This window comes from Burkholderia reimsis (genome assembly GCF_003294055.1).
Taxonomy (GTDB): Bacteria; Pseudomonadota; Gammaproteobacteria; order Burkholderiales; family Burkholderiaceae; genus Burkholderia; species Burkholderia cepacia.
On record NZ_QMFZ01000032.1, the window covers coordinates 12,683 to 30,856 of the forward strand.

Here is an 18,174-nt window from a genome sequence, read left to right on the forward strand (position 1 = left end):
GCGCTCACGCGCCGGCCGACGCGAGCGCCGCGTCGATCGCGCCCGACAGCCGCTCGACGATCGTGTCGATCTGCTGCGCGGTGCAAATGAAAGGCGGCGCAACGAGGATGTGATCGCCGTGAACGCCGTCGATCGTCCCGCCCATCGGATACACCATCAACCCGCGCTGCATCGCTTCGCGCTTGACCGCCGCGTGCAGCTTCAGCGCGGGATCGAACGTCGCCTTCGTGTCGCGATCGCGCACGAGCTCGACGCCGACGAACAGCCCGCGGCCGCGCACGTCACCCACATGCGGATGCGCGCCGTAATGCTCGCGCAGCGACGCACGCAACTGCTCGCCGCGCGCTTTCACGTTGTCGAGCAGCTTCTCTTCGGCAATCACGCGCTGCACTTCGAGCGCGGCCGCGCACGCGGTCGCATGGCCGAGGTACGTGTGGCCGTGCTGGAAGAAACCCGAGCCGTCGACGATCGTCCGGTAGATGCGGTCGCTCACCAGCGTCGCGCCGATCGGCTGGTAGCCGGCGCCGAGCCCTTTCGCGATCGTCAGCAGATCGGGCGCGACGCCGTCTTCGTCGCACGCGTACAGGTAACCCGTGCGGCCCATCCCCGACATGATCTCGTCGAGGATCAGCAGCACGCCGTACTTGTCGCACACCGCGCGAATCTTCTTCAGGTACGTGCGCACCGGCGGCACCGCGCCGGCCGTTGCGCCCACCACCGTTTCCGCGACGAATGCCGCGACGTTGTCCGCGCCGAGCTCGGCGATCTTCTGCTCGAGCTCGTCCGCGAGGCGCTGCGCATACGCTTCGTCGGTTTCACCCGCCTGCCGGTCGCGATAGGCAAAGCACGGGCTCACGTGGTGCGCCTCGATCAGCAGCGGCAGGAACGGCTCGCGCCGCCACGCATTCCCGCCGATCGCGAGCGCGCCGAGCGTGTTGCCGTGATAGCTCTGGCGTCGCGCGATGAAATGGCGGCGCTGCGGCTCGCCCTTCTCGACGAAATACTGGCGCGCGAGCTTCAGCGCGGCCTCGACCGCCTCGGAGCCGCCCGACACGAAATACACGTGTTCGAGGCCGGCCGGCGCGGCTTCGACGAGCCGGTCGGCGAGTTCCTCGGCCACGTCGGTCGTGAAGAACGACGTGTGCGCGTAGGCCAGTTGCTGCGCCTGCCGCTTGATCGCGTCGATCACGCGCTGGTTGCTGTGGCCGAGACACGAAACGGCCGCGCCGCCGCACGCGTCGATGTAGCGTTTGCCGGTCGAGTCGATGATCTCGATGCCGTCGCCTGCGACGGCGACGGGCAAGGTGGCGCGCGGAGCGCGATGGAAAACGGTCGTCATGCGTTGCCTCATGGATCAGGATGCGTCGTGCGCGCGTCCGGACGGCACGATGCGCGTCGCGAAACGCTGCGTGCCTTGTTGGTAAATGGTGACGTCGATCGACGCCGCGCCGATCGCGAACACGGCCGTGGCCAGCGTATTTTCGTCGTCGGGGTCCGCAGGATCGTCGCGGTAGATCGGCAACCCTTCCGGTGCACGATCGCCGAGCACGCGCAGCAGCGCGGCTTCATCGATCGCGTCGATCCCGGGCACGAGCGCGTCGACGCGGCGCTGGCGGTCGGCCGACGATTGCGTGACGATCTGCGCCTCTGCTTCACAGCCCGGATGCACGAGATGGTTCGCGTGCCCGGCCAGCGTCGCCACGTCGACGACCGAGCAGCGCGCGGCACTCGCCTCGATGCTCAGCAGCCGCGTGTCGCCGGTCGCGCCGAGCGTATGGTGAAAGCCGCTCGCGCGCGCATTCACGCGCAGCACGTCGGCGGCCTCGTCGAGCGACGCCGCATCGAGCACGGCGCGCGCCAGGATCATGCGCGGCACGCCCGGCGCGGGCGTCTTGATCCGCAAGTTGTTGATCGCCTGCACGATGCCGGCCCGGTTCGCGGCGAAGGTGTGGCCCGGCAGCGAGCCCGGGTAGTAGAAGCTGACGAAGCCCGGCTTGCCCACGGGCTGCACGTCGACGAGCAGGCAGCGTTCGCGCAGGAACGGATCGCCGTCCTCGTTGTGCGCGATCCAGCGCGTGCCGGCCGCGTCGCGCGCGGCCAGCGTCGTGCAGCCGTCCGGCGCGTTGTGGATCAGCTCGCCGCGGCAGTTCCACAGGAAGATGTCCTCGGCCGGCCAGCCGACACCCGCCGCGATCCCGTCCAGTTCCGCGACGAGATCGGGGTACGCGGCCAGCGCCGCCTGCCGCAACGCATCGACGAACGGATGGCCGCGCCAGCGGCGCACGGCCTGCCATGCGCTGCTCTGCTGCATGTACGCGTCGAACACGGGACCGGCGAGTTCGCCGAGGCGCACGCCGATGTCGAACGGCGCACCGGCGATGACAGGGGTAAGGGAAAGCGGCAGGTCGGCCATTTCGGTTTCGTTCAGGACACGTGTTTCAGGAATTCCTTCAGGCGCGGGGTCGGCGGCCGGTCGATCAGGTCGACCGGATGGCCGTCCTCGGCAATGCCGCCCTGATCCATGAACAGCAGGCGCGTGCCGACCCGTTTCGCGAAGCCGATCTCGTGCGTGACGACGATCATCGTCATCCCTTCGTTGGCGAGATCCTGCATCACTTTCAGCACTTCGTGGCGCAATTCCGGATCGAGCGCCGACGTCGGCTCGTCGAACAGCATCAGCCGCGGCCGGATCGCGAGTGCGCGCGCGATCGCGACGCGCTGCTGCTGACCGCCCGACAGCTCCGACGGGTAATGATTCGCACGCGATTCGAGGCCGACCTTGTCGAGCAGCGCCATCGCCTGGTCGCGTGCGTCGGCACGTGACGCGCCGCGCACCTGGATCGGCCCGAACATCACGTTCTCGAGCGCGGTCATTTGCGGAAACAGGTTGAACTGCTGGAACACCATGCCGGCTTCGAGCCGGATGTTGCGGATCGTCGTCGCGTTGCCGCGCACGCTCTGGCCGTCGACGAGCAGTTCGCCGCCGGTGATTTTCTCGAGCGCGTTGATACAGCGCAGCATCGTCGACTTGCCCGAGCCGGACGGGCCGATCACGACGACCACCTCGCCCGCGTCGATCTTCAGGTCGATGTGCTTCAGCACCGGCACGTGGCCAAAACTCTTCGACACGTTCTGGAATTCGATCATGCTCATAGAATTCTCATCCTCTTTTCGACGAGCCGCAGCGTCAGCGTCATCGCGCCGGTCAGCAGCAGGTAGATGACGGCCACGGCGCTCCAGATCTCGACCGCCTGGAAATTGCCCGCGATGATTTCCTGCCCCTTGCGCGTCAGTTCGCCGACGCCGATCACGATGAACAGCGACGTGTCCTTCAGGCTCACGATGCACTGGTTGCCGAGCGGCGGAATCAGCCGCCGGAACGCGAGCGGCCCGACCACCTTCAGCAGCACGCGCGGCATCGACAACCCCATCGCGAGCCCCGCCTCCGTCAGCCCCTTCGGGATCGACAGCAGCGCGCCGCGCACCACTTCCGCGAGATACGCGCCGGAATTCACCGTGATCGCGATGATCGCGGCCGTCAGGCCGTCGATGCGGATATGCGCGAGCAGCGGCAGCGCGAAGTACAGGAACATCACCTGCACGACGATCGGCGTGCCGCGAATCAACTCTATATAAACCTGGGCGAGCACGTTCATCGCCTTCGGTCCGTATGCGCGGAACATGCCCGCGATCATCCCGACGATGAAGCCGCCCACCAGCCCGAAAAATGCGATGAACACCGTCAACCGGACCCCGTCCATCAGGTCCGGCAACGCCGCCCAGATCGCCGACCAATCGAAATTCACTTGTCGCTCCCCGTTCGATTCAAGACCGGCGCGGCCGCCCGGCCGCGCCATGGTGCGCCGTCGCGCTTACATCTTCGGCGGCTCGGCACCGAACCACTTCTTGTAGATCTGCGCGTAGCGGCCGTCGGCCTTGATCTTCACGAGCGACGCGTTGACCTTCGGCACGAGCGGGCTGCCCTTCGGGAAACCCATCCCGTACTTGTCGCCGCTGACCGGCTGGCCCGCGACCTTCACCTTGCCCTTGCCTTCGTTGTTCACGAAGAACAGCACGTTCGGCGTGTCGTGCATCGCCGCGTCGACCCGGCCGGCTTCGAGCGCGAGGTAGGCCTGGTCGATGTTCGGGAACTGGCGGATCTCCTTCGGCTTCAGGTGCGCCTTGATCCAGTCGATCGTCGCGGTGCCCGTCTTCGCGGCGATCACCTTGCCGTTCAGGTCGTCGATCGACTTGATCGTCGTGTTGCCGGTCTGCACCATCGCCGCGAGACCGCTGTCGTAGTACGGCGCGGAGAAGTCGATCGCCTTCTTGCGCTCTTCCTTGATCGTCATCCCCGACAGCGCGACGTCGATGTTCTGCGTCTGCAGCGCCGGGATCAGGCCCGCGAAATCCATCGGCTGGATCGTGTATTTCCAGCCCTGGTCCTTCGCGATCTCCGCCCACAGGTCGAGATCGAAGCCGACATACTTGTCGCCCTGCTTGAACTCGAACGGCATGAACGACGTATCGGTGCCGACGACGAGCGTCCTGGTATCCGCGTGTGCGAGGTTTGCGCCGAGCGCGGCAACGACCGCGACGGCTTTCAGGAAGGAACGGCGACTCATGGTTTCTCTCCGCATGATTGAGCGATGTGACCGGCCAGCCGGCCGGCGGTAACGACGACATCAAGCCGCACCGCAACATGCGATGTCGAATTAGACCTTAGTGCAACAAGTGTTGTCAACCGCGATACTACGACAACAAAAAAACGCGCAACGGATAAATGCATCGAAACAAACCCGGGGCGCGCGGCGCGGATCAATCGGAGGAATGGGAGGGTGGCGCGGGGGAAGCACCCGGGGGAAGCACCCGGGCCGGATCACGCCGCACCGGACGGCGGCGGCGCCTGGGCGCAGTTGGCGGTGACCGGGCCGGCTTGCGGCCCAGGGCGTCACGCACGAGAGGAGGAGGATCGCGCGGGCGCTCGGACAATCGTCGCGGCCCGCGCATAGGGTTTGTCAGCGTGAAGCGTCGGCGATCGGGTACGGTGCCGGGGTGGCTGCCCCCGAGACGCAGGCACCCGCCGGCGTGACTCGACGAATGTTGCGACACGCGCGCGGAACCGCCGGAAGCGAGGCCAGCGCGCCGATGCGACGTCGCTTACACCGCCACCCCGCTTGCCTGATGCGACACGAGCCGCGCATACGCGCCCTGCCGCGCCAGCAGGTCCGCATGCCGTCCGGCCTCGATCACGCGGCCCTGCTCCATCACGAGGATCAGGTCGGCATTACGCACGGTCGACAGCCGGTGCGCGATGATGATCGACGTGCGCTGCGTCATCAGGTCTTCCAGCGCCGCGCGAATCTGCTGCTCGCTGATCGTGTCGAGGTGGGACGTCGCTTCGTCGAGGATCAGCACGGGCGCATCCTTCAGGAACGCACGCGCGATCGCGACGCGCTGGCGCTGGCCGCCCGACAACTGCACGCCGCGCTCGCCGACGCGCGTCGCGAGTCCGTCCGGCAGCCGCGCGACGAATTCGCCGAGCGCCGCATGCTCGATCGCGCGCTGCACGTCCGCGTCGGACGCGTCGTTCGCCGCGAGCCGGATGTTCGCCTCCAGCGTGTCGTTGAACAGGTAGGTATCCTGCGCAACCAGCGCGATGTGCTGGCGCAGGTCGTCGAGCCGCAGGTCGCGCAGGTCGACGCCACCGAGCGTCACGCGGCCCTGCTGCGGATCCCAGAAGCGCAGCAGCAGGCTCGCGACCGTCGACTTGCCGGCGCCCGACGCACCGACCAGCGCGACCGTGCTGCCGGGCGGCACGTCGAAGCTCACGCGGTCGAGCGCGGGCACGCTGCGGCCCGGGTACGTGAAGGACGTCGCCTCGAAGCGCACCGCCGGATCGGCGGGCAGCGCATGCGTGCCGTCCGTCACCGGCACGGGCTCCTTCTCCAGCGCGCGCAGGCGGCGCGTCGACGCGATCGTGTCGGCGAGCTGGCGCGCGACCTGGCCGATTTCGGCAACCGGCATGAAGGCGGCCACCGCGACCAGCACCAGCAGCGGCAACGACTCGCGCGGAACCCAGCCGCGCGCGCACAGCAGCGCGCCGAGTGCCGCGACGACCAGCCCGCCGAGCCCGCTCGCGACTTCCAGTGCGGCGCTCTGCGTCGACAGGTCGTCGAGCAGCCTGGCGCGTTGCTTCCGGTACGCATCGACTTCGGCCACGAACGCTTCGCGCCGGCGCGCGACGGCCTGGAACGCGGTCAGCTCCGCGAGCCCCTGGATCGTCTCGGTCAGGTGCGCGCCGAGCTGGCCGAGCGCTTCGCGCGCGCCGGTGCCGAGCCGGTCGACCTCGCGCCGCGCCAGCACCGGTGCAAGCCCGGCCCACAACAGGAACGGCAGCAGCGCGAGCGCGAGCGGCCACGCGACCGACGCGAGCAGCACCAGCACGGCGGCCGGCACGAGCACCGCGACGAAAGCGGGCGCCAGCGTATGCGCATAGAAATACTCGACGGTCTCGACGTCCTGCGTCGCGAGCGACACGAGATCGCCGGAACGGCGGCGCAGCAGCCCGGCAGGTGCGAGGCGTTCGAGCGTCGCGAACAGCGCGATGCGCATTTCCGCGAGCAGCCGGTACGCCATGTCATGCGCGAGCCACGATTCGAGCCAGTGCAGCACGGCCGCCACCGGCGCGATCACAAGCAGTGCCGTGACGAGCGCCGGGCTCACATGGCCGCCCGGTACCGCACCGACCACCAGCGCGCCGATCACGCCGACGCCGATGAACGCGAGCACGCGGCCGATCCCGAACAGCACCGTCAGCACGACCTTGCCCGTCCACGGCCGCACGAACCGCAGCAGCGTCCGCAGCGTTTCCGGCCAGCCGATCTCCGCCGCATCGTCGTACAGCGGCCGCACCTGCGGGCCGGACGACGCGCGCGCGGTCGCGCCGGCCGTCGTCGCCACGCCGGCCGATTCGGCGACCGCCTCCAGTTGCGGCCCCATCAGGCGGCGATACGGGCCGTCACGCGCGATCAGCGCCGCGTGCGTGCCCTCGTCGACCACCTGCCCCTGGTCGAGCACCAGGATGCGGTCGGCGCCGATCACGCTGGACAGCCGGTGCGCGAGCACGAGCGTGGTGCGCCCGCGCGTGAGCCGGTCGAGTGCCTGCTGGATCAACGCTTCGTTCTCCGCGTCGACCGACGACAGCGCCTCGTCGAGCAGCAGGATCGGTGCGTCGCGCAGCAGCGCGCGGGCAATCGCGAGGCGCTGGCGCTGGCCGCCCGACAGCATGAGCCCGCGTTCGCCGATGCGCGTCGCATAACCGTCCGGCAGCGCCGAGATGAAATCGTGCGCGTTGGCCGCACGCGCGGCGGCGATCATGTCCGCGTCGCTCGCGTCGGGGCGGCCGAGCCGCAGGTTGTCGGCGACGCTGCCGTCGAACAGCGTCGCATCCTGCGCGACGACCGCGATCATCTCGCGCACCTGGCCGGCATCGAGCGTCCGCACGTCGCGGCCGCCGATGCGGACCGCGCCGCCCTGCGCATCGTGCTGGCGCAGCAGCAGGCGCACGATGGTCGATTTTCCCGCGCCGCTCGGCCCGACGATGGCGACCGTCTCGCCTTCGCGAACCGAGAAGCTCAGCGCCGCATGCGCGTCGGCGCGACGCCCCGGATACGCGAAGCTGACGGCGTCGAACGCGATCTCCGGCCGCAGGCCCTGCACGCGCGGCGCATCGGTGGAAGGCGTGTGGCTCCGCGCGTCGAGCAGCGCGTGGATCGCATTCGCCGCCGACTGGCCGATCATCCCCTGATGCAATACCGAACGCAGGTCGCGCAGCGGCCGGAAGATCTCGCTGCCGGCCATCAGCACGATCAGCAGCGCCTCGAGGCTCATGTCGCCGTGCCGCACGCGCCACGCGCCGACCGCGATCGCGGCGGCCGCGCCGAGGCCGGTGCCGAGATCGGTGAAGAGCCGCGTCAGCAGGCCGAGCGCGAGCACCCAGAACGTGCTGTCGGACAGCGCGCGCGCCTTCGCGGCCAGCTTCGCGCCGAACGCCGTGCCTTGCCCGAATGCCTTCAGCGTCGGCAGGCCTTGCACCGCGTCGAGAAACTCCTCGCCGAACGCCTTGAACGCGGCCGAGCGTGCGAGCGCCGCGCGCTTGTCGGCACGATGCACGAGTTGCGGCAGCGCGAGCGTGACCATCGCCGCGACCAGCAGGATGGCGGCCGTCGGCACGTCCCACCACGCGAGCACCGCGAAGATCATCACCGGCGCGCAGGCGGCGATCACGAGTTGCGGCAGGTAGGTGCCGAAAAAGGTCTGCAGCTGCTCGACGCCGTCGACGACGGCCAGCATCACGCCGCCCGTGCGTTCGCCGCTGAACCATGCGGGGCCGAGCGCCGCGATCCGGTCGAACAGCCGCGCGCGCAGCGTGGCCTGCACGCGCCCGGCCGTGTGCTGCGCGAGCACCGTGCGGCGATGGTCGAGCCACGCGCGCAGCAGCACGCAGGCCGCCGTTGCAACGACGGCTTCGCCGATGCTGCGCGCCGGCGCGCCGGAAAAGACCAGCGCCAGCACGCGGCCGAGGAACACGAAGCGCAGGATCCCGACACCCATCGCGAGCAGTCCGAGCGCGACGGCCGCGGCGACCCGCCAGCGCAGTCCCGCCATCATTGCCCATAGTCGTCGGTCGAAATACATGAAGCCCTCCGGTAGTGTCTGGTTGCATTTTTTCTTGACCGGATCGAGGCTACCCGCGCCGCCTGCGCGCGGCAAAAGATGATTTTTCAACGGGTGTTGAGTCAACTACAATACCCGGCATGTCGCACCTCCCTCCCCTCAGCGCGTTGCGGGCTTTCGAGGCGGCCGTCCGCCTCGGCGGGTTCGCGCGCGCGGCGGTCGAGCTGAACGTGTCGACGAGCGCGGTCAGCCACCAGATTCGCGCGCTCGAGGAATCGCTCGGCGCGCGGCTGCTCGAACGCAGCACGGGGCTCGGCGGCATCGGTCTCACGCCCGCCGGCGAGCGCCTGCTGCCGGCCGTCAGCGACGCGCTGTCGCGCCTCACCGATGCCTGCGCCGAGATTCGCGGCACCGCGCAACGGCTCACCGTCTCCGCCAACGCGCCGTTTTCGGCAATGTGGCTGGCGCGCCGCCTCGCGGAATTCTCGTCGCTTCATCCCGACACGCCGCTGCACGCCGTCGTGCTCGATGACGAACCGGATTTCGCGCGCAGCGGCGTCGATCTGGCGATCGTGCACGTGCCCGCGCACCGGCTGCGGGACGACGACGACGTGCTGATCCGGGAGACGGTGTTCCCGGTGTGCAGCCCCGAGCTGTTTCCGTACGCATCGGGGCACGTGTGCCGCTCGCGGCTGCTGCAGGAGATGCACGAGAACAGCCCAGAGATCGACTGGCACAACTGGGCATCGGAATTCGGCTTGCCGGACGACTTCGAGACGAAGATCGTCCGTTACAGCAGTTTCAGCCAGGTGATCGGCGCGGCGGTCGGCGGCGCGGGCATCGCGCTCGGCCGCGTGCCGCTGATCGAGCCCGAACTGCGCAGCGGGCGCCTGGTGCCGCTGGTGCCGGGCCTCGCACGCGATGCGTCATGGCGCTTCGTGCTGCGTCGCAACCCGTTTGCGCGGCACCGGCTGCTCGATCCGTTGATCGCGTTCCTGCGTCGCGAAGCCGAAACCGAAGCCGCGCCACCCGCCACGCTCGCGAAGATCGTTGCGCCCGCATCCAACGACAGTCACGCACGCGGCGCGGGCGGCGCCTGACGGGCCGGCACACGAAGCCGGCCTCGCCTTGCCTGCCGGCGCCTACGGTGCAGCGAAGAACAACGCGACCACGCACGCCATCCCGCCGAACCACACGAGCGAACGCAGCGACGCCCAGTTCAGCAGGTACATCAGCGTGTAGACGATCCGGATCGCGACGAACGCCATCGCGAGCTGGTCGACGCGATGCACGTTCGCGCCGTTGTGCCATGCCACCACCAGCGCGGCCGTGAACAGCGCGAGCGCCTCCCATGCGTTCTGGTGCGCGGCCTGCGCCCGCGCGCGCCAGCCTTCGAGCTTCGCCAGGTAGTCGCGCGGCGCGCGGTTGTCGTAACCCTTGCGGGCCTTCGCGAGAAACGTCATCGTGAACGGCAACAGCGCGACGATGAACAGGCACAGCTGGGACGTCGTCATCAAAAGTCTCCTCCTTTATCGTTACATTGATCAATGACAAGATCGCCGAGAGCTTAGCATTGCGTCATGCCGTTCGCGCACCGGTTTTCTAGACGGGAGACTCGGCTGCGCGGCCTGTCGACAGAAGCGCCCAGCCAGGACGAACACAAAAATTTCCACCAAATCGTCGACAAATACGTTAATTAAAACTGGTCGAACACCAATAAGATAGCGCTCAACACTGGCCCGGCGTGTTTTCGCGCCGGACTGCCGGACCCACGCCGCCGCGCGCGCCCAACGACATCCGATCCGAGACATCGCCATGCCCCGTCCCATCGTCGCCCATATCCGCCCCGACGCCATCCGCCACAACCTCGACTTCATCCGCCGCACCGCCGCGCAATCGCGCGTGTGGGCCGTCGTCAAGGCCGACGCATACGGCCACGGCATCGAGCGGATCTATCCGGGCCTCGCCGCCGCCGACGGCATCGCGCTGCTCGACCTCGACGAAGCCGTGCGCGTGCGCGAACTCGGCTGGGACAAGCCCGTGCTGCTGCTCGAAGGGATCTTCGAGCCGGCCGACGTCGAGCTGGCCGACCGTCATCGGCTGACGGTGTCCGTGCACTGCGACGAACAGCTCGACCTGCTGATCGCGGCAAAGCCGCGGCAGCCGATCGACATCCAGCTCAAGATGAACTCCGGGATGAACCGCCTCGGCTACCGGCCCGACGTTTTCCGCGCGGCGTGGGAGCGCGCGGCCGGCGCGCCGTCGATCGGCAAGATCACGCTGATGATGCATTTCGCGAACGCCGACGAAGGCCAGGCCGACTGGCAGCTCGAACAGTTCGATGCGGCCACGGCGGGGATTCCCGGCGAGCGCTCGACGTCGAACTCGGCGGCCGTGCTGTGGCATCCGCACGCGCACCGCGACTGGGTGCGGCCCGGCACGATCCTGTACGGTGCGTCGCCGACGGGTGCGTCGCGGGATATCGCCGACACGCCGCTGATGCCCGCGATGACGCTGACGAGCAAGATCATCGGCGTGCAGACGCTCGCGCCGGAAGAAACCGTCGGCTACGGCCGCCGCTTCACGGCCGACCGGCCGATGCGGATCGGCGTCGTCGCGTGCGGTTATGCGGACGGCTATCCGCGCCATGCGCCGACCGGCACGCCGATCGCGGTGGACGGCGTGATGACGCGCGTCGTCGGCCGCGTGTCGATGGACATGCTGACCGTCGACCTGACGCCGTGCCCGGACGCGGGCATCGGGTCGAGCGTCGAGCTGTGGGGCGACCAGGTGAAGGTGGACGACGTGGCGGAAGCCAGCGGCACGATCGGCTACGAGCTGATGTGCGCGCTCGCGCGCCGCGTGCCGGTCGTGATCGTGCCGCCCGGTGCGTCGAGCGAACAGCCGGCGCTGCGGACCGGAAGCTACGGGCGCTGACACGGGTCGCCGCGGCGGCGCGCGGCCGCGCGCTACGCCGCAAGTGCCGCTTCGGTTGCGGGCTGCCTCGGGCAGCCCGTTCGTTTTCCGGTGTACGGGACAGGCCCGGGTTACGGCCCTTCCGCGCCGTTCGCCGGCCTTCGCCGTCGCACTACGAACGCCACGTCGGCTTGCGCTTCTCGAGGAACGCGTCGATCCCTTCGCCCGCATCCTCTTCCATCATGTTGCGCGCCATCACGTCGCCCGCATACGCATAGGCTTCGTCGAGCGGCAACTCGCGCTGGCGATAGAACATCTGCTTGCCGTAGCGCACCGCGGCCGGGCTCTTCGCGACGATCTCGGCGACCTTGCGTGCGACGGCCGCGTCGAGCGCGTCCTCGGGCACGGCCTCGTTGACGAGCCCCCACGCGGCGGCCGTCGCCGCATCGACGAAACGCCCGGTCACGAGCATGTCGAACGCGCGCTTCGCCGTGACGTTGCGGCTCAACGCAACGGCCGGCGTCGAACAGAACAGCCCGACGTTGATGCCCGATACCGCGAAGCGCGCGGTATCGGCTGCGATGGCCAGATCGCACGCGGCGACGAGCTGGCAACCGGCCGCCGTCGCGATGCCGTGCACGCGTGCGATCACCGGCACCGGCAACGCGCGCATCGCGAGCATCACGCGGCTGCACTGCGCGAACAGCGTGCGGTAGTAATCGAGCTCGGGTGTGCCGCGCATCTGCCGCAGGTCGTGGCCCGCGCAGAACGCCCGGCCTTCGGCGGCCAGCACGACGCAGCGCACGTGCGGATCGGCCGCCAGCGTATCGAACGCATCGTGCAGGCTCGCGAGCATCGCCTCGGATAACGCGTTGAATTGCTGCGGGCGATTCAGTCGCAGCGTGACGACGCCGTCGTGCGCGTCGCGCAACAGGATCGGCCCGGCAGTCTCTTGATCGGATTCCATGATGATTCGCTCGACGGGGTTCGGCAGGGTTCGACACGACGTGAACGCGCAGCGGCGATGCACGCCCGTTCACGGCACGGTGTTGAAATCGTCCTCCACATTACGGGCGGCGTCCAGTCGTGGCGCAGCGGGCTCGAACGCTCAGGCCCTCACGCGCGCTTGCGCCCGCTGCGCCACGCGCGCACGCCCAATCGCAGTTGAACGACGCCGCCGACGAAAAAGACCATGCCCATCCCGCCGAGGGCCAGTACGGCGCCCCAGATCGCACCGAACGTATTCATCTGCGCGGTCATCCTGGGCGCGTCGGGCGCGTAGCGTACCTCGACCGCCTCACCGTCCTGCACGCTGACACCGCCGCCCTGCGCGTATTCGACCTGCTCGCCCGCGAGCGTCGTGAACGCGATCTCCGGATGATGCGGACCCGCGTTCAGCTTGATGACGCGCCCCGGCACGACGACCGAGGTCCGCAGGAATTCACGCGTCGACTGCGCGTACAGCGCGACGGCGATCAGCATGCACGTGCCCACGACGGTAAACACGACGCCCTTCGCGATCAGCGTCTCCGTCTGCGGCGCGGCGGCGGCGCCGGACACCCGGCCGCTCACCTTACGGGCGCGACGAGTAGAACGACACGTCGATCTTCGACTGCGTCTTGCAGCGGTACATCACGCCGCGCCCCGTTTCGTCGGTCGTGCCTTCGTACGGCCCGTTGCAGCCGATGACCTTGTACTTCGCGAACGGAACGCGCTTGCCGTCCGTCGGCCGGACCAGCACCGGGATGCGCCCCATCGGGCCGTCGCCGATCGTGCGGACGAGCACCATGCGCGCCGCGTCGATCGGCGCGGCGGAACGCACGTAGGCCGTGCGCCCCTGCGCGTCGGTGGTGCCTTCGACTTCGAGTTCCTGGTTGTCCTGGGCCGCGCTCGTGTACAGCGCAAACGCATAATGCGTGTTCGGCAGCGGCTGTTTCGTCGCGGGATCGTGCAGCACGAAATAACACCCGTTCGCGCCCTTGCCGGCCGTCACCTGTCCATCGGCCTGCGTGGGGTAGCACGTGTACGACGAACCGCTGCCGACGGCGGCGGCCTGTTGTGCATTCTGCTGCGCGGTACCGGCGCACCCGCCTGCCAGCGCAGCCACCAGCGTCACGCATGCGCCGCGCACGAGCGCTGCCCGATCGATTTTGTGTTTCATGGGGAAGTGTCCCGTTCCTGACTGTTGTGGATGCCGGGCGTGCCGCGCATGTCGCGCAGGCACGCCGCCCTCGGCACCCGCAGGATACGGACATCGCGGCAGGCTGTAAATTGCGCACGCGGCCGGCCGCGCCGCGCGCCTACCCGCCGCTCGCGACGCGCGCGATCGTCTGACGCAGCCAGATGTGTGCGGCGTCGCCGTGCCGGCGTTCATGCCAGTGCTGCGCGAACTCGAACGAGTCGATCGGGAACGGCGGCTCGAACACGCGCAGGCGCGCATCGTCGCGCACGCGGTCGAGATTGCGTCGCGCGACGGTCAGCACGAGGTCGGTGCCGGCGATCAGGTCGTTCGCGACGCCCCAGAACGGCAGGATCACCGCGATGTGCCGCTCGCGGCGCAGCCGCGCGAGCGCGCGATCGACTTCGTTGTCCATCCCGTCGCGCATCGCGACCAGCGCATGCGGCCGCGCGAGCCACGCGTCGAGCGCGAGTTCGCCGCGGCGCGGCAGGCGGCCCGCATCGGCCACGCACGCGAACGATTCGACGAACAGCGGCTGCGCATGCAGGTCATGCTGCAACGCGGGCAGCACGCCGAGCGCGAGGTCGATCTCGCCGTCCATCAACTGCATCCGCATCGCCTCGCGCGTGGCCTGCGACACGATCAGCTCGATGCCCGGCGCATCGGCACGCAGCGTCTTCACGAGCGCCGGCAGCACGATCCGCGCGCCGTAGTCGGACATCGCGATGCGAAAGACGCGCGTGGCCGCGGACGGGTCGAACGCGGGCGGCTCGATCAGCGCACCGAGCCGGCCGAGGACGTCGTTCAGCGGCTCGACGAGTTCGTTCGCGCGCGCGGTCAGCTCGAGCCGGCCCGCGCGACGCACGAGCAGCGGATCGCCGAAGATCTCGCGCAGCCGCGCGAGCGCGTGGCTCACGGCCGGCTGGCTGCGGTGCAGCCGGACGGCGGTACGCGAGATGTGCCTTTCGCTCAGCAGCGCATGCAGCGTCACGAGCAGATTCAGGTCGATGCGGGCCAGGTTATTCATGAAAGGAATATGAAGCATCCGAAGAACGAATTTCCATTCGCCATCTTAATGGACGACACTCATTTCAATATCCTTTCGCGACCGACCACGATGACGACGTCCCTTTCCTTCGCCACCCTTCCGCTCGCCGCCGCAGCTTTCGCCGCCGGCGCGCTCGTGCCGCTGCAAGGCGGCAGCAACGCCGCGCTCGGGCGCGCGCTCGGCCACCCGCTGTGGGCGAGCGTCGCGTCGCTGACGGTCAGCCTGCTCGCGGTGCTGCCCGTGCTGCTGGCCACCCGCGCGAACGCGCCGCTCGTCGGCGACGCGCTGCAGCGCCCGTTGTGGATGTGGCTCGGCGGCCTCGCGGGCGTGATCTACATCACGCTCGCGCTGATCCTGACGCCGCGGCTCGGCGCGACGACCTTCATCGTGTGCGTCGTCGCCGGGCAGACGCTCGCGTCGCTGCTGATCGACCACTACGGGCTGATGGGGCTCGCGCAGCGGCTCGCGACACCCGGCCGCGTCGCGGGCGTCGCGCTGATCTTCGCGGGGATGATCGTCGTGCAATGGCAGACGCCCGCGCCACGCATGCCGGCCGCAGCCGGCGAAACGACGACCGCGCAACCCGAACCGCAGCGCTGAATGCGCGACCGGTCGCGGGCGCGCCCCGGCGCCCGGTGCGTCAGCCCGCGAGCTTCTTCAACGCGTCGAGCACCGCGTCGCCCTTGAACGGCTTCACGATCCAGCCCTTCACGCCGGCCGCCTTGCCGCGCTCCTTCATCGCCGGGCTGCTTTCGGTCGTCAGCATCACGACGTTGACCGTCGAATTCGCCAGTTCGCCGCGGATCTTCTCGACCATCGTCAGGCCGTCCATGTTCGGCATGTTCACGTCGCTGATCACGAGGCGCACGCCGGGCGTCGCCTTGAGCTTCGCGAGCCCGTCCTTGCCGTCGACGGCCGTCGCGACGTCGAGCCCGTGATTGCGCAGGAAACCCGCGACCTCGTCGCGCACCGTGCCCGAATCGTCGACCACCAGAATCTTTGCCATGCTGTATTCCCCTTTCCTTGTTGCGACTTCAACATTCAAAACAGTTCGAGTTCACCCGATTCGACCATCGGCCCCACGTCCTGCACCGATTCGCGGAAATCCTCCGGCGACCAGCTCAGGCTGAACACGAAGCGCTGGTCGATGCAGACGGCGCGCCCCGACGCCGGGTCGGTCATCCGGTACTTGAAGCAGAGCTGCGGGCAGTCGCCGCCGAACGAGATGAACTTCTGCTTGTGATTGACGACGAGCGGCACCTGCACCGGATGGCGCGCCAGCGCCTCGGCGTCGCCGAGATAGCGGTTCTTGAACGCGCCCCACACGAGATTGGTGAGTTCGCCGAGCACGCTGTTCACGTCGCGGAAATCCGGCGCGCGGCCGGCGTCGCGCGTGCCGCCGAGCATGTCTAGCAGCGGCTGCTCGCTCGTCTGCAGCAGCATGTAGCCGCGGCACCACGCACTTTCGAGCGCGATCAGGCTGAACACTTCGCCGAAGATGATCTGGTCGCGCACGATGCACGGCGTTTCGTGCTCGATCGTCATGCCCGGGAACAGGCTGTCGATGCGCGCCTCGGTGATCTCCGAGATGCCGCGCACGAGCGCGTTCGGGTAATCGCGGCCGAACAGGTATTCGTCGATCGCGCGCTTGAGCGGCGTCATGTCGTCCGCGACGTATGCCGCGCACGCAACACGCGCGAGCGCCTCCGGCAACCCGTCGCGCGACGCATGCGAGTCGCGGCGCAGGATGATCGGCAGCTCGGGGCGCAGCGCATCGATCTGCGTCGCGATGATCGCGCTCTCGGCCGGCGAGCCGCCGTAATCCTCGGCCAGCAGGATCGCGCCGAGGTCGATGTTCGAGCGCAGCACCTTCAGCAGCCGGTTGCGCCGCACGGTCAGGCCGACCAGGTTGTGCTCGTCGCAGAAACGCTTGATCGCGTCGGCGTGCGCGCGACTGTCGTCCAGCACGAGCACCTTGCTGACGGGTTGGTCTACGGTCATCTCAAGGTTTCCTAATGGTCGGTCAGGGTCGGTCAGAACAGTTCGAGCTCGCCGCCGGTTTCCATCACGGCCGTTTCCGGCACATGGAAATCGACCGGCGCGTTCGCGCATACGCACAGCGTCGCGCCGACCCGCACGTCGCCGTCGAGCGTCAGGTCGTAAGCGGCCACGTGATCGGGCGACAGCGCGCCCAGGTAATCGATGCTCAATCCGCTCAGCAGATAAGGCGTCGACATCCCCAGGTCGGGAAACGGGGCGGTCAGCGCCTGGTTGATCGCGCCGCAGCACAGGTTCGCGACCTCCATGAACGCTTCGGGCAGCGGCCGCTGGCTGCCGGTGCCCGCGGTCGCGCCGGCGAAATAGCGGCGCGTCGCGTCGTCGTCGCTGAAGCGCAGCGCGAGCAGCAGGCGGAAATGCAGCGCCGAGATCGTCAGCGCCGCGACGTGCTCGGGCACCGTCGGCTTCGCGCGCGACTTCGCGTGTGCGTGATCGTGCCCGTCATGCGCCGCGCCGGCGGACGGCCGGATGTCGCACGCACCGCCGGATGCGAGCCGCGTGCGCGCCGCATCGAAGAAGATCCGCTCGAAACCGGCTTTCGCCTGCGCGCTGATCACGCCGCGCCTCCGTCGATCCGCGCATGCAGTTGCCCGGCCAGCGCCTCGACGGTCGCCAGCGCGGCCGTGATCATCTTGCCGCCGGCCTGGATGTCCTGGAACGTCGCGGCCGTCACGAGATCGTTGCGGTTCAGGCTGTCGCGATAGCTGTTCGACAGTTGCTGCGAGCGCGCGGCCAGCCCGCGCACCTCGCTCGCGACGATCGAGAAGCCGCGCCCGGCCGTGCCGGCGCGCGCCGCCTCGATCGACGCGTTCAGCGACACGATCGACACGTGCGCGACGATCGCCGACAGTTCCTGGTTCTTCGTGCGCATGTCCTGGTTCTGCGTGGTCAGCGAGATCATCTGCTCGTGCCAGCGCTCGAAGGTGCCGGCGAGCCCGCGCAGGCGCGCGGCTTCGTCGGCGATCTTCTGCGCGTGCTGCGCCAGCGCGGCGCGATCGGCCGACATGGCCTGCAGCGCGTCACGCTGCGTGCCGGCCGCGGAAGTCTCGCGTGCCAGCGCATCCTCGAGCTGCGCCTCGCGGTGCGCCCATGCGTCGGCCGCCTCCGCGTGCGCGGCCGCCGCCTGTTCGGCACGCTCGCCGGCCGCGTCGAGCGCATCGCGCAACGTGCGCGCATCGCGCTCCAGCGCCGCAACGAGCCGCTTGCGCATCACGCGAAAACCGATCGCCGCCACGATTGCGACGACTGCGCCGCCCGCCAGCGCGGCGGCCATCTGGATCATCCACGCCTGCAC

The 18,174-nt window shown here is 68.9% G+C and carries 18 protein-coding genes; 3 read left to right on the top strand and 15 right to left on the bottom strand.

The genetic code is table 11. The features are described 5' to 3' along the window. Positions 1 to 4 precede the first annotated feature (4 nt). The 6 genes from DPV79_RS29935 to DPV79_RS29965 form a co-directional block, all read right to left on the bottom strand. Complete coding sequence (locus DPV79_RS29935) at positions 5 to 1,339, bottom strand: aspartate aminotransferase family protein (RefSeq protein ID WP_113047172.1); 1,335 nt, start codon at positions 1,337 to 1,339, stop codon at positions 5 to 7. A 15-nt stretch (positions 1,340 to 1,354) separates the two neighbouring features. Continuing rightward, entirely contained in the window at positions 1,355 to 2,404 is a 1,050-nt protein-coding gene (locus DPV79_RS29940) for a C45 family autoproteolytic acyltransferase/hydrolase (RefSeq protein WP_113047206.1), read from the bottom strand. Positions 2,405 to 2,424: 20 nt separating this feature from the next. Further along, positions 2,425 to 3,153 (bottom strand): glutamine ABC transporter ATP-binding protein GlnQ, encoded by a 729-nt coding sequence (gene glnQ / locus DPV79_RS29945; protein ID WP_021160891.1) that lies wholly within the window; start codon positions 3,151 to 3,153, stop codon positions 2,425 to 2,427. Beyond that, positions 3,150 to 3,857, bottom strand: a complete 708-nt coding sequence (gene glnP, locus DPV79_RS29950; RefSeq protein WP_021160890.1) for a glutamine ABC transporter permease GlnP — start codon at positions 3,855 to 3,857, stop codon at positions 3,150 to 3,152. The genes glnQ and glnP overlap by 4 nt, the downstream gene beginning before the upstream one ends. 15 nt (positions 3,858 to 3,872) lie before the next feature. Further along, a complete protein-coding gene (gene glnH / locus DPV79_RS29955) occupies positions 3,873 to 4,625 on the bottom strand; it encodes a glutamine ABC transporter substrate-binding protein GlnH (RefSeq protein WP_113047173.1) in 753 nt (250 codons plus the stop codon). Between the two features lie 535 nt (positions 4,626 to 5,160). After that, positions 5,161 to 8,700, bottom strand: a complete 3,540-nt coding sequence (locus tag DPV79_RS29965) for an ABC transporter ATP-binding protein/permease (RefSeq protein ID WP_113047207.1) — start codon at positions 8,698 to 8,700, stop codon at positions 5,161 to 5,163. 119 nt (positions 8,701 to 8,819) lie between these two features. On the opposite strand from DPV79_RS29965, the gene DPV79_RS29970 reads away from it, so the two are divergent. Then, positions 8,820 to 9,779, top strand: coding sequence for a LysR family transcriptional regulator (locus DPV79_RS29970; RefSeq protein WP_113047175.1), 960 nt, complete (start codon positions 8,820 to 8,822; stop codon positions 9,777 to 9,779). Between the two features lie 42 nt (positions 9,780 to 9,821). Here the strand turns inward: DPV79_RS29970 and DPV79_RS29975 are convergent, their stop codons facing one another. Continuing rightward, positions 9,822 to 10,193: an MAPEG family protein gene (locus DPV79_RS29975; protein ID WP_021161362.1), complete on the bottom strand. Its 372-nt coding sequence runs from the start codon at positions 10,191 to 10,193 to the stop codon at positions 9,822 to 9,824. Positions 10,194 to 10,494: 301 nt separating this feature from the next. Here DPV79_RS29975 and alr point away from each other — a divergent pair, with 301 nt between their 5' ends. Continuing rightward, positions 10,495 to 11,616: an alanine racemase gene (gene alr / locus DPV79_RS29980; RefSeq protein WP_059623299.1), complete on the top strand. Its 1,122-nt coding sequence runs from the start codon at positions 10,495 to 10,497 to the stop codon at positions 11,614 to 11,616. A gap of 151 nt (positions 11,617 to 11,767) precedes the next feature. Here alr and DPV79_RS29985 read toward each other — a convergent pair whose 3' ends face one another. From DPV79_RS29985 to DPV79_RS30000, 4 genes are all read right to left on the bottom strand, one after another. Then, a complete protein-coding gene (locus tag DPV79_RS29985) occupies positions 11,768 to 12,562 on the bottom strand; it encodes an enoyl-CoA hydratase (RefSeq protein ID WP_042976285.1) in 795 nt (264 codons plus the stop codon). Between the two features lie 149 nt (positions 12,563 to 12,711). After that, positions 12,712 to 13,077, bottom strand: coding sequence for a DUF3592 domain-containing protein (locus tag DPV79_RS29990; RefSeq protein ID WP_113047208.1), 366 nt, complete (start codon positions 13,075 to 13,077; stop codon positions 12,712 to 12,714). A gap of 91 nt (positions 13,078 to 13,168) precedes the next feature. Then, the gene (locus DPV79_RS29995; protein WP_059706632.1) at positions 13,169 to 13,756 is read right to left on the bottom strand and encodes a hypothetical protein; all 588 of its coding nucleotides are present in this window, start codon (positions 13,754 to 13,756) and stop codon (positions 13,169 to 13,171) included. Positions 13,757 to 13,895: 139 nt separating this feature from the next. Then, positions 13,896 to 14,801 (bottom strand): LysR family transcriptional regulator, encoded by a 906-nt coding sequence (locus DPV79_RS30000; protein WP_059623303.1) that lies wholly within the window; start codon positions 14,799 to 14,801, stop codon positions 13,896 to 13,898. A gap of 90 nt (positions 14,802 to 14,891) precedes the next feature. On the opposite strand from DPV79_RS30000, the gene DPV79_RS30005 reads away from it, so the two are divergent. Beyond that, positions 14,892 to 15,422, top strand: a complete 531-nt coding sequence (locus DPV79_RS30005; protein WP_113047176.1) for a DMT family transporter — start codon at positions 14,892 to 14,894, stop codon at positions 15,420 to 15,422. Positions 15,423 to 15,462: 40 nt separating this feature from the next. Here the strand turns inward: DPV79_RS30005 and DPV79_RS30010 are convergent, their stop codons facing one another. Genes DPV79_RS30010 through DPV79_RS30025 form a run of 4 tightly spaced genes read right to left on the bottom strand, consistent with a single transcriptional unit; the run spans position 15,463 to position 18,174 of the window. Beyond that, positions 15,463 to 15,828 (bottom strand): response regulator, encoded by a 366-nt coding sequence (locus DPV79_RS30010; RefSeq protein WP_011355572.1) that lies wholly within the window; start codon positions 15,826 to 15,828, stop codon positions 15,463 to 15,465. A gap of 35 nt (positions 15,829 to 15,863) precedes the next feature. Continuing rightward, positions 15,864 to 16,823 carry a chemotaxis protein CheX gene (locus tag DPV79_RS30015; RefSeq protein WP_042976276.1) on the bottom strand — a complete coding sequence of 320 codons (960 nt, stop codon included), beginning with the start codon at positions 16,821 to 16,823 and terminating at the stop codon, positions 15,864 to 15,866. 32 nt (positions 16,824 to 16,855) lie between these two features. After that, complete coding sequence (locus tag DPV79_RS30020; RefSeq protein ID WP_113047177.1) at positions 16,856 to 17,437, bottom strand: hypothetical protein; 582 nt, start codon at positions 17,435 to 17,437, stop codon at positions 16,856 to 16,858. Next, the gene (locus DPV79_RS30025; protein WP_373925391.1) at positions 17,434 to 18,174 is read right to left on the bottom strand and encodes a methyl-accepting chemotaxis protein; all 741 of its coding nucleotides are present in this window, start codon (positions 18,172 to 18,174) and stop codon (positions 17,434 to 17,436) included. Before DPV79_RS30025 ends, DPV79_RS30020 begins: the two co-directional genes overlap by 4 nt.

Bases quoted from the DNA above. Each gene is read 5' to 3' on its own strand.
- DPV79_RS29935 (WP_113047172.1), bottom strand. From the start codon at position 1,339: ATGACGACCGTTTTCCATCGCGCTCCGCGCGCCACCTTGCCCGTCGCC.
- glnQ (WP_021160891.1), bottom strand. From the start codon at position 3,153: ATGAGCATGATCGAATTCCAGAACGTGTCGAAGAGTTTTGGCCACGTG.
- glnP (WP_021160890.1), bottom strand. From the start codon at position 3,857: ATGGCGCGGCCGGGCGGCCGCGCCGGTCTTGAATCGAACGGGGAGCGA.
- glnH (WP_113047173.1), bottom strand. From the start codon at position 4,625: ATGAGTCGCCGTTCCTTCCTGAAAGCCGTCGCGGTCGTTGCCGCGCTC.
- DPV79_RS29965 (WP_113047207.1), bottom strand. From the start codon at position 8,700: ATGTATTTCGACCGACGACTATGGGCAATGATGGCGGGACTGCGCTGG.
- DPV79_RS29970 (WP_113047175.1), top strand. From the start codon at position 8,820: ATGTCGCACCTCCCTCCCCTCAGCGCGTTGCGGGCTTTCGAGGCGGCC.
- DPV79_RS29975 (WP_021161362.1), bottom strand. From the start codon at position 10,193: ATGACGACGTCCCAGCTGTGCCTGTTCATCGTCGCGCTGTTGCCGTTC.
- alr (WP_059623299.1), top strand. From the start codon at position 10,495: ATGCCCCGTCCCATCGTCGCCCATATCCGCCCCGACGCCATCCGCCAC.
- DPV79_RS29985 (WP_042976285.1), bottom strand. From the start codon at position 12,562: ATGGAATCCGATCAAGAGACTGCCGGGCCGATCCTGTTGCGCGACGCG.
- DPV79_RS29990 (WP_113047208.1), bottom strand. From the start codon at position 13,077: ATGCTGATCGCCGTCGCGCTGTACGCGCAGTCGACGCGTGAATTCCTG.
- DPV79_RS29995 (WP_059706632.1), bottom strand. From the start codon at position 13,756: ATGAAACACAAAATCGATCGGGCAGCGCTCGTGCGCGGCGCATGCGTG.
- DPV79_RS30000 (WP_059623303.1), bottom strand. From the start codon at position 14,801: ATGAATAACCTGGCCCGCATCGACCTGAATCTGCTCGTGACGCTGCAT.
- DPV79_RS30005 (WP_113047176.1), top strand. From the start codon at position 14,892: ATGACGACGTCCCTTTCCTTCGCCACCCTTCCGCTCGCCGCCGCAGCT.
- DPV79_RS30010 (WP_011355572.1), bottom strand. From the start codon at position 15,828: ATGGCAAAGATTCTGGTGGTCGACGATTCGGGCACGGTGCGCGACGAG.
- DPV79_RS30015 (WP_042976276.1), bottom strand. From the start codon at position 16,823: ATGACCGTAGACCAACCCGTCAGCAAGGTGCTCGTGCTGGACGACAGT.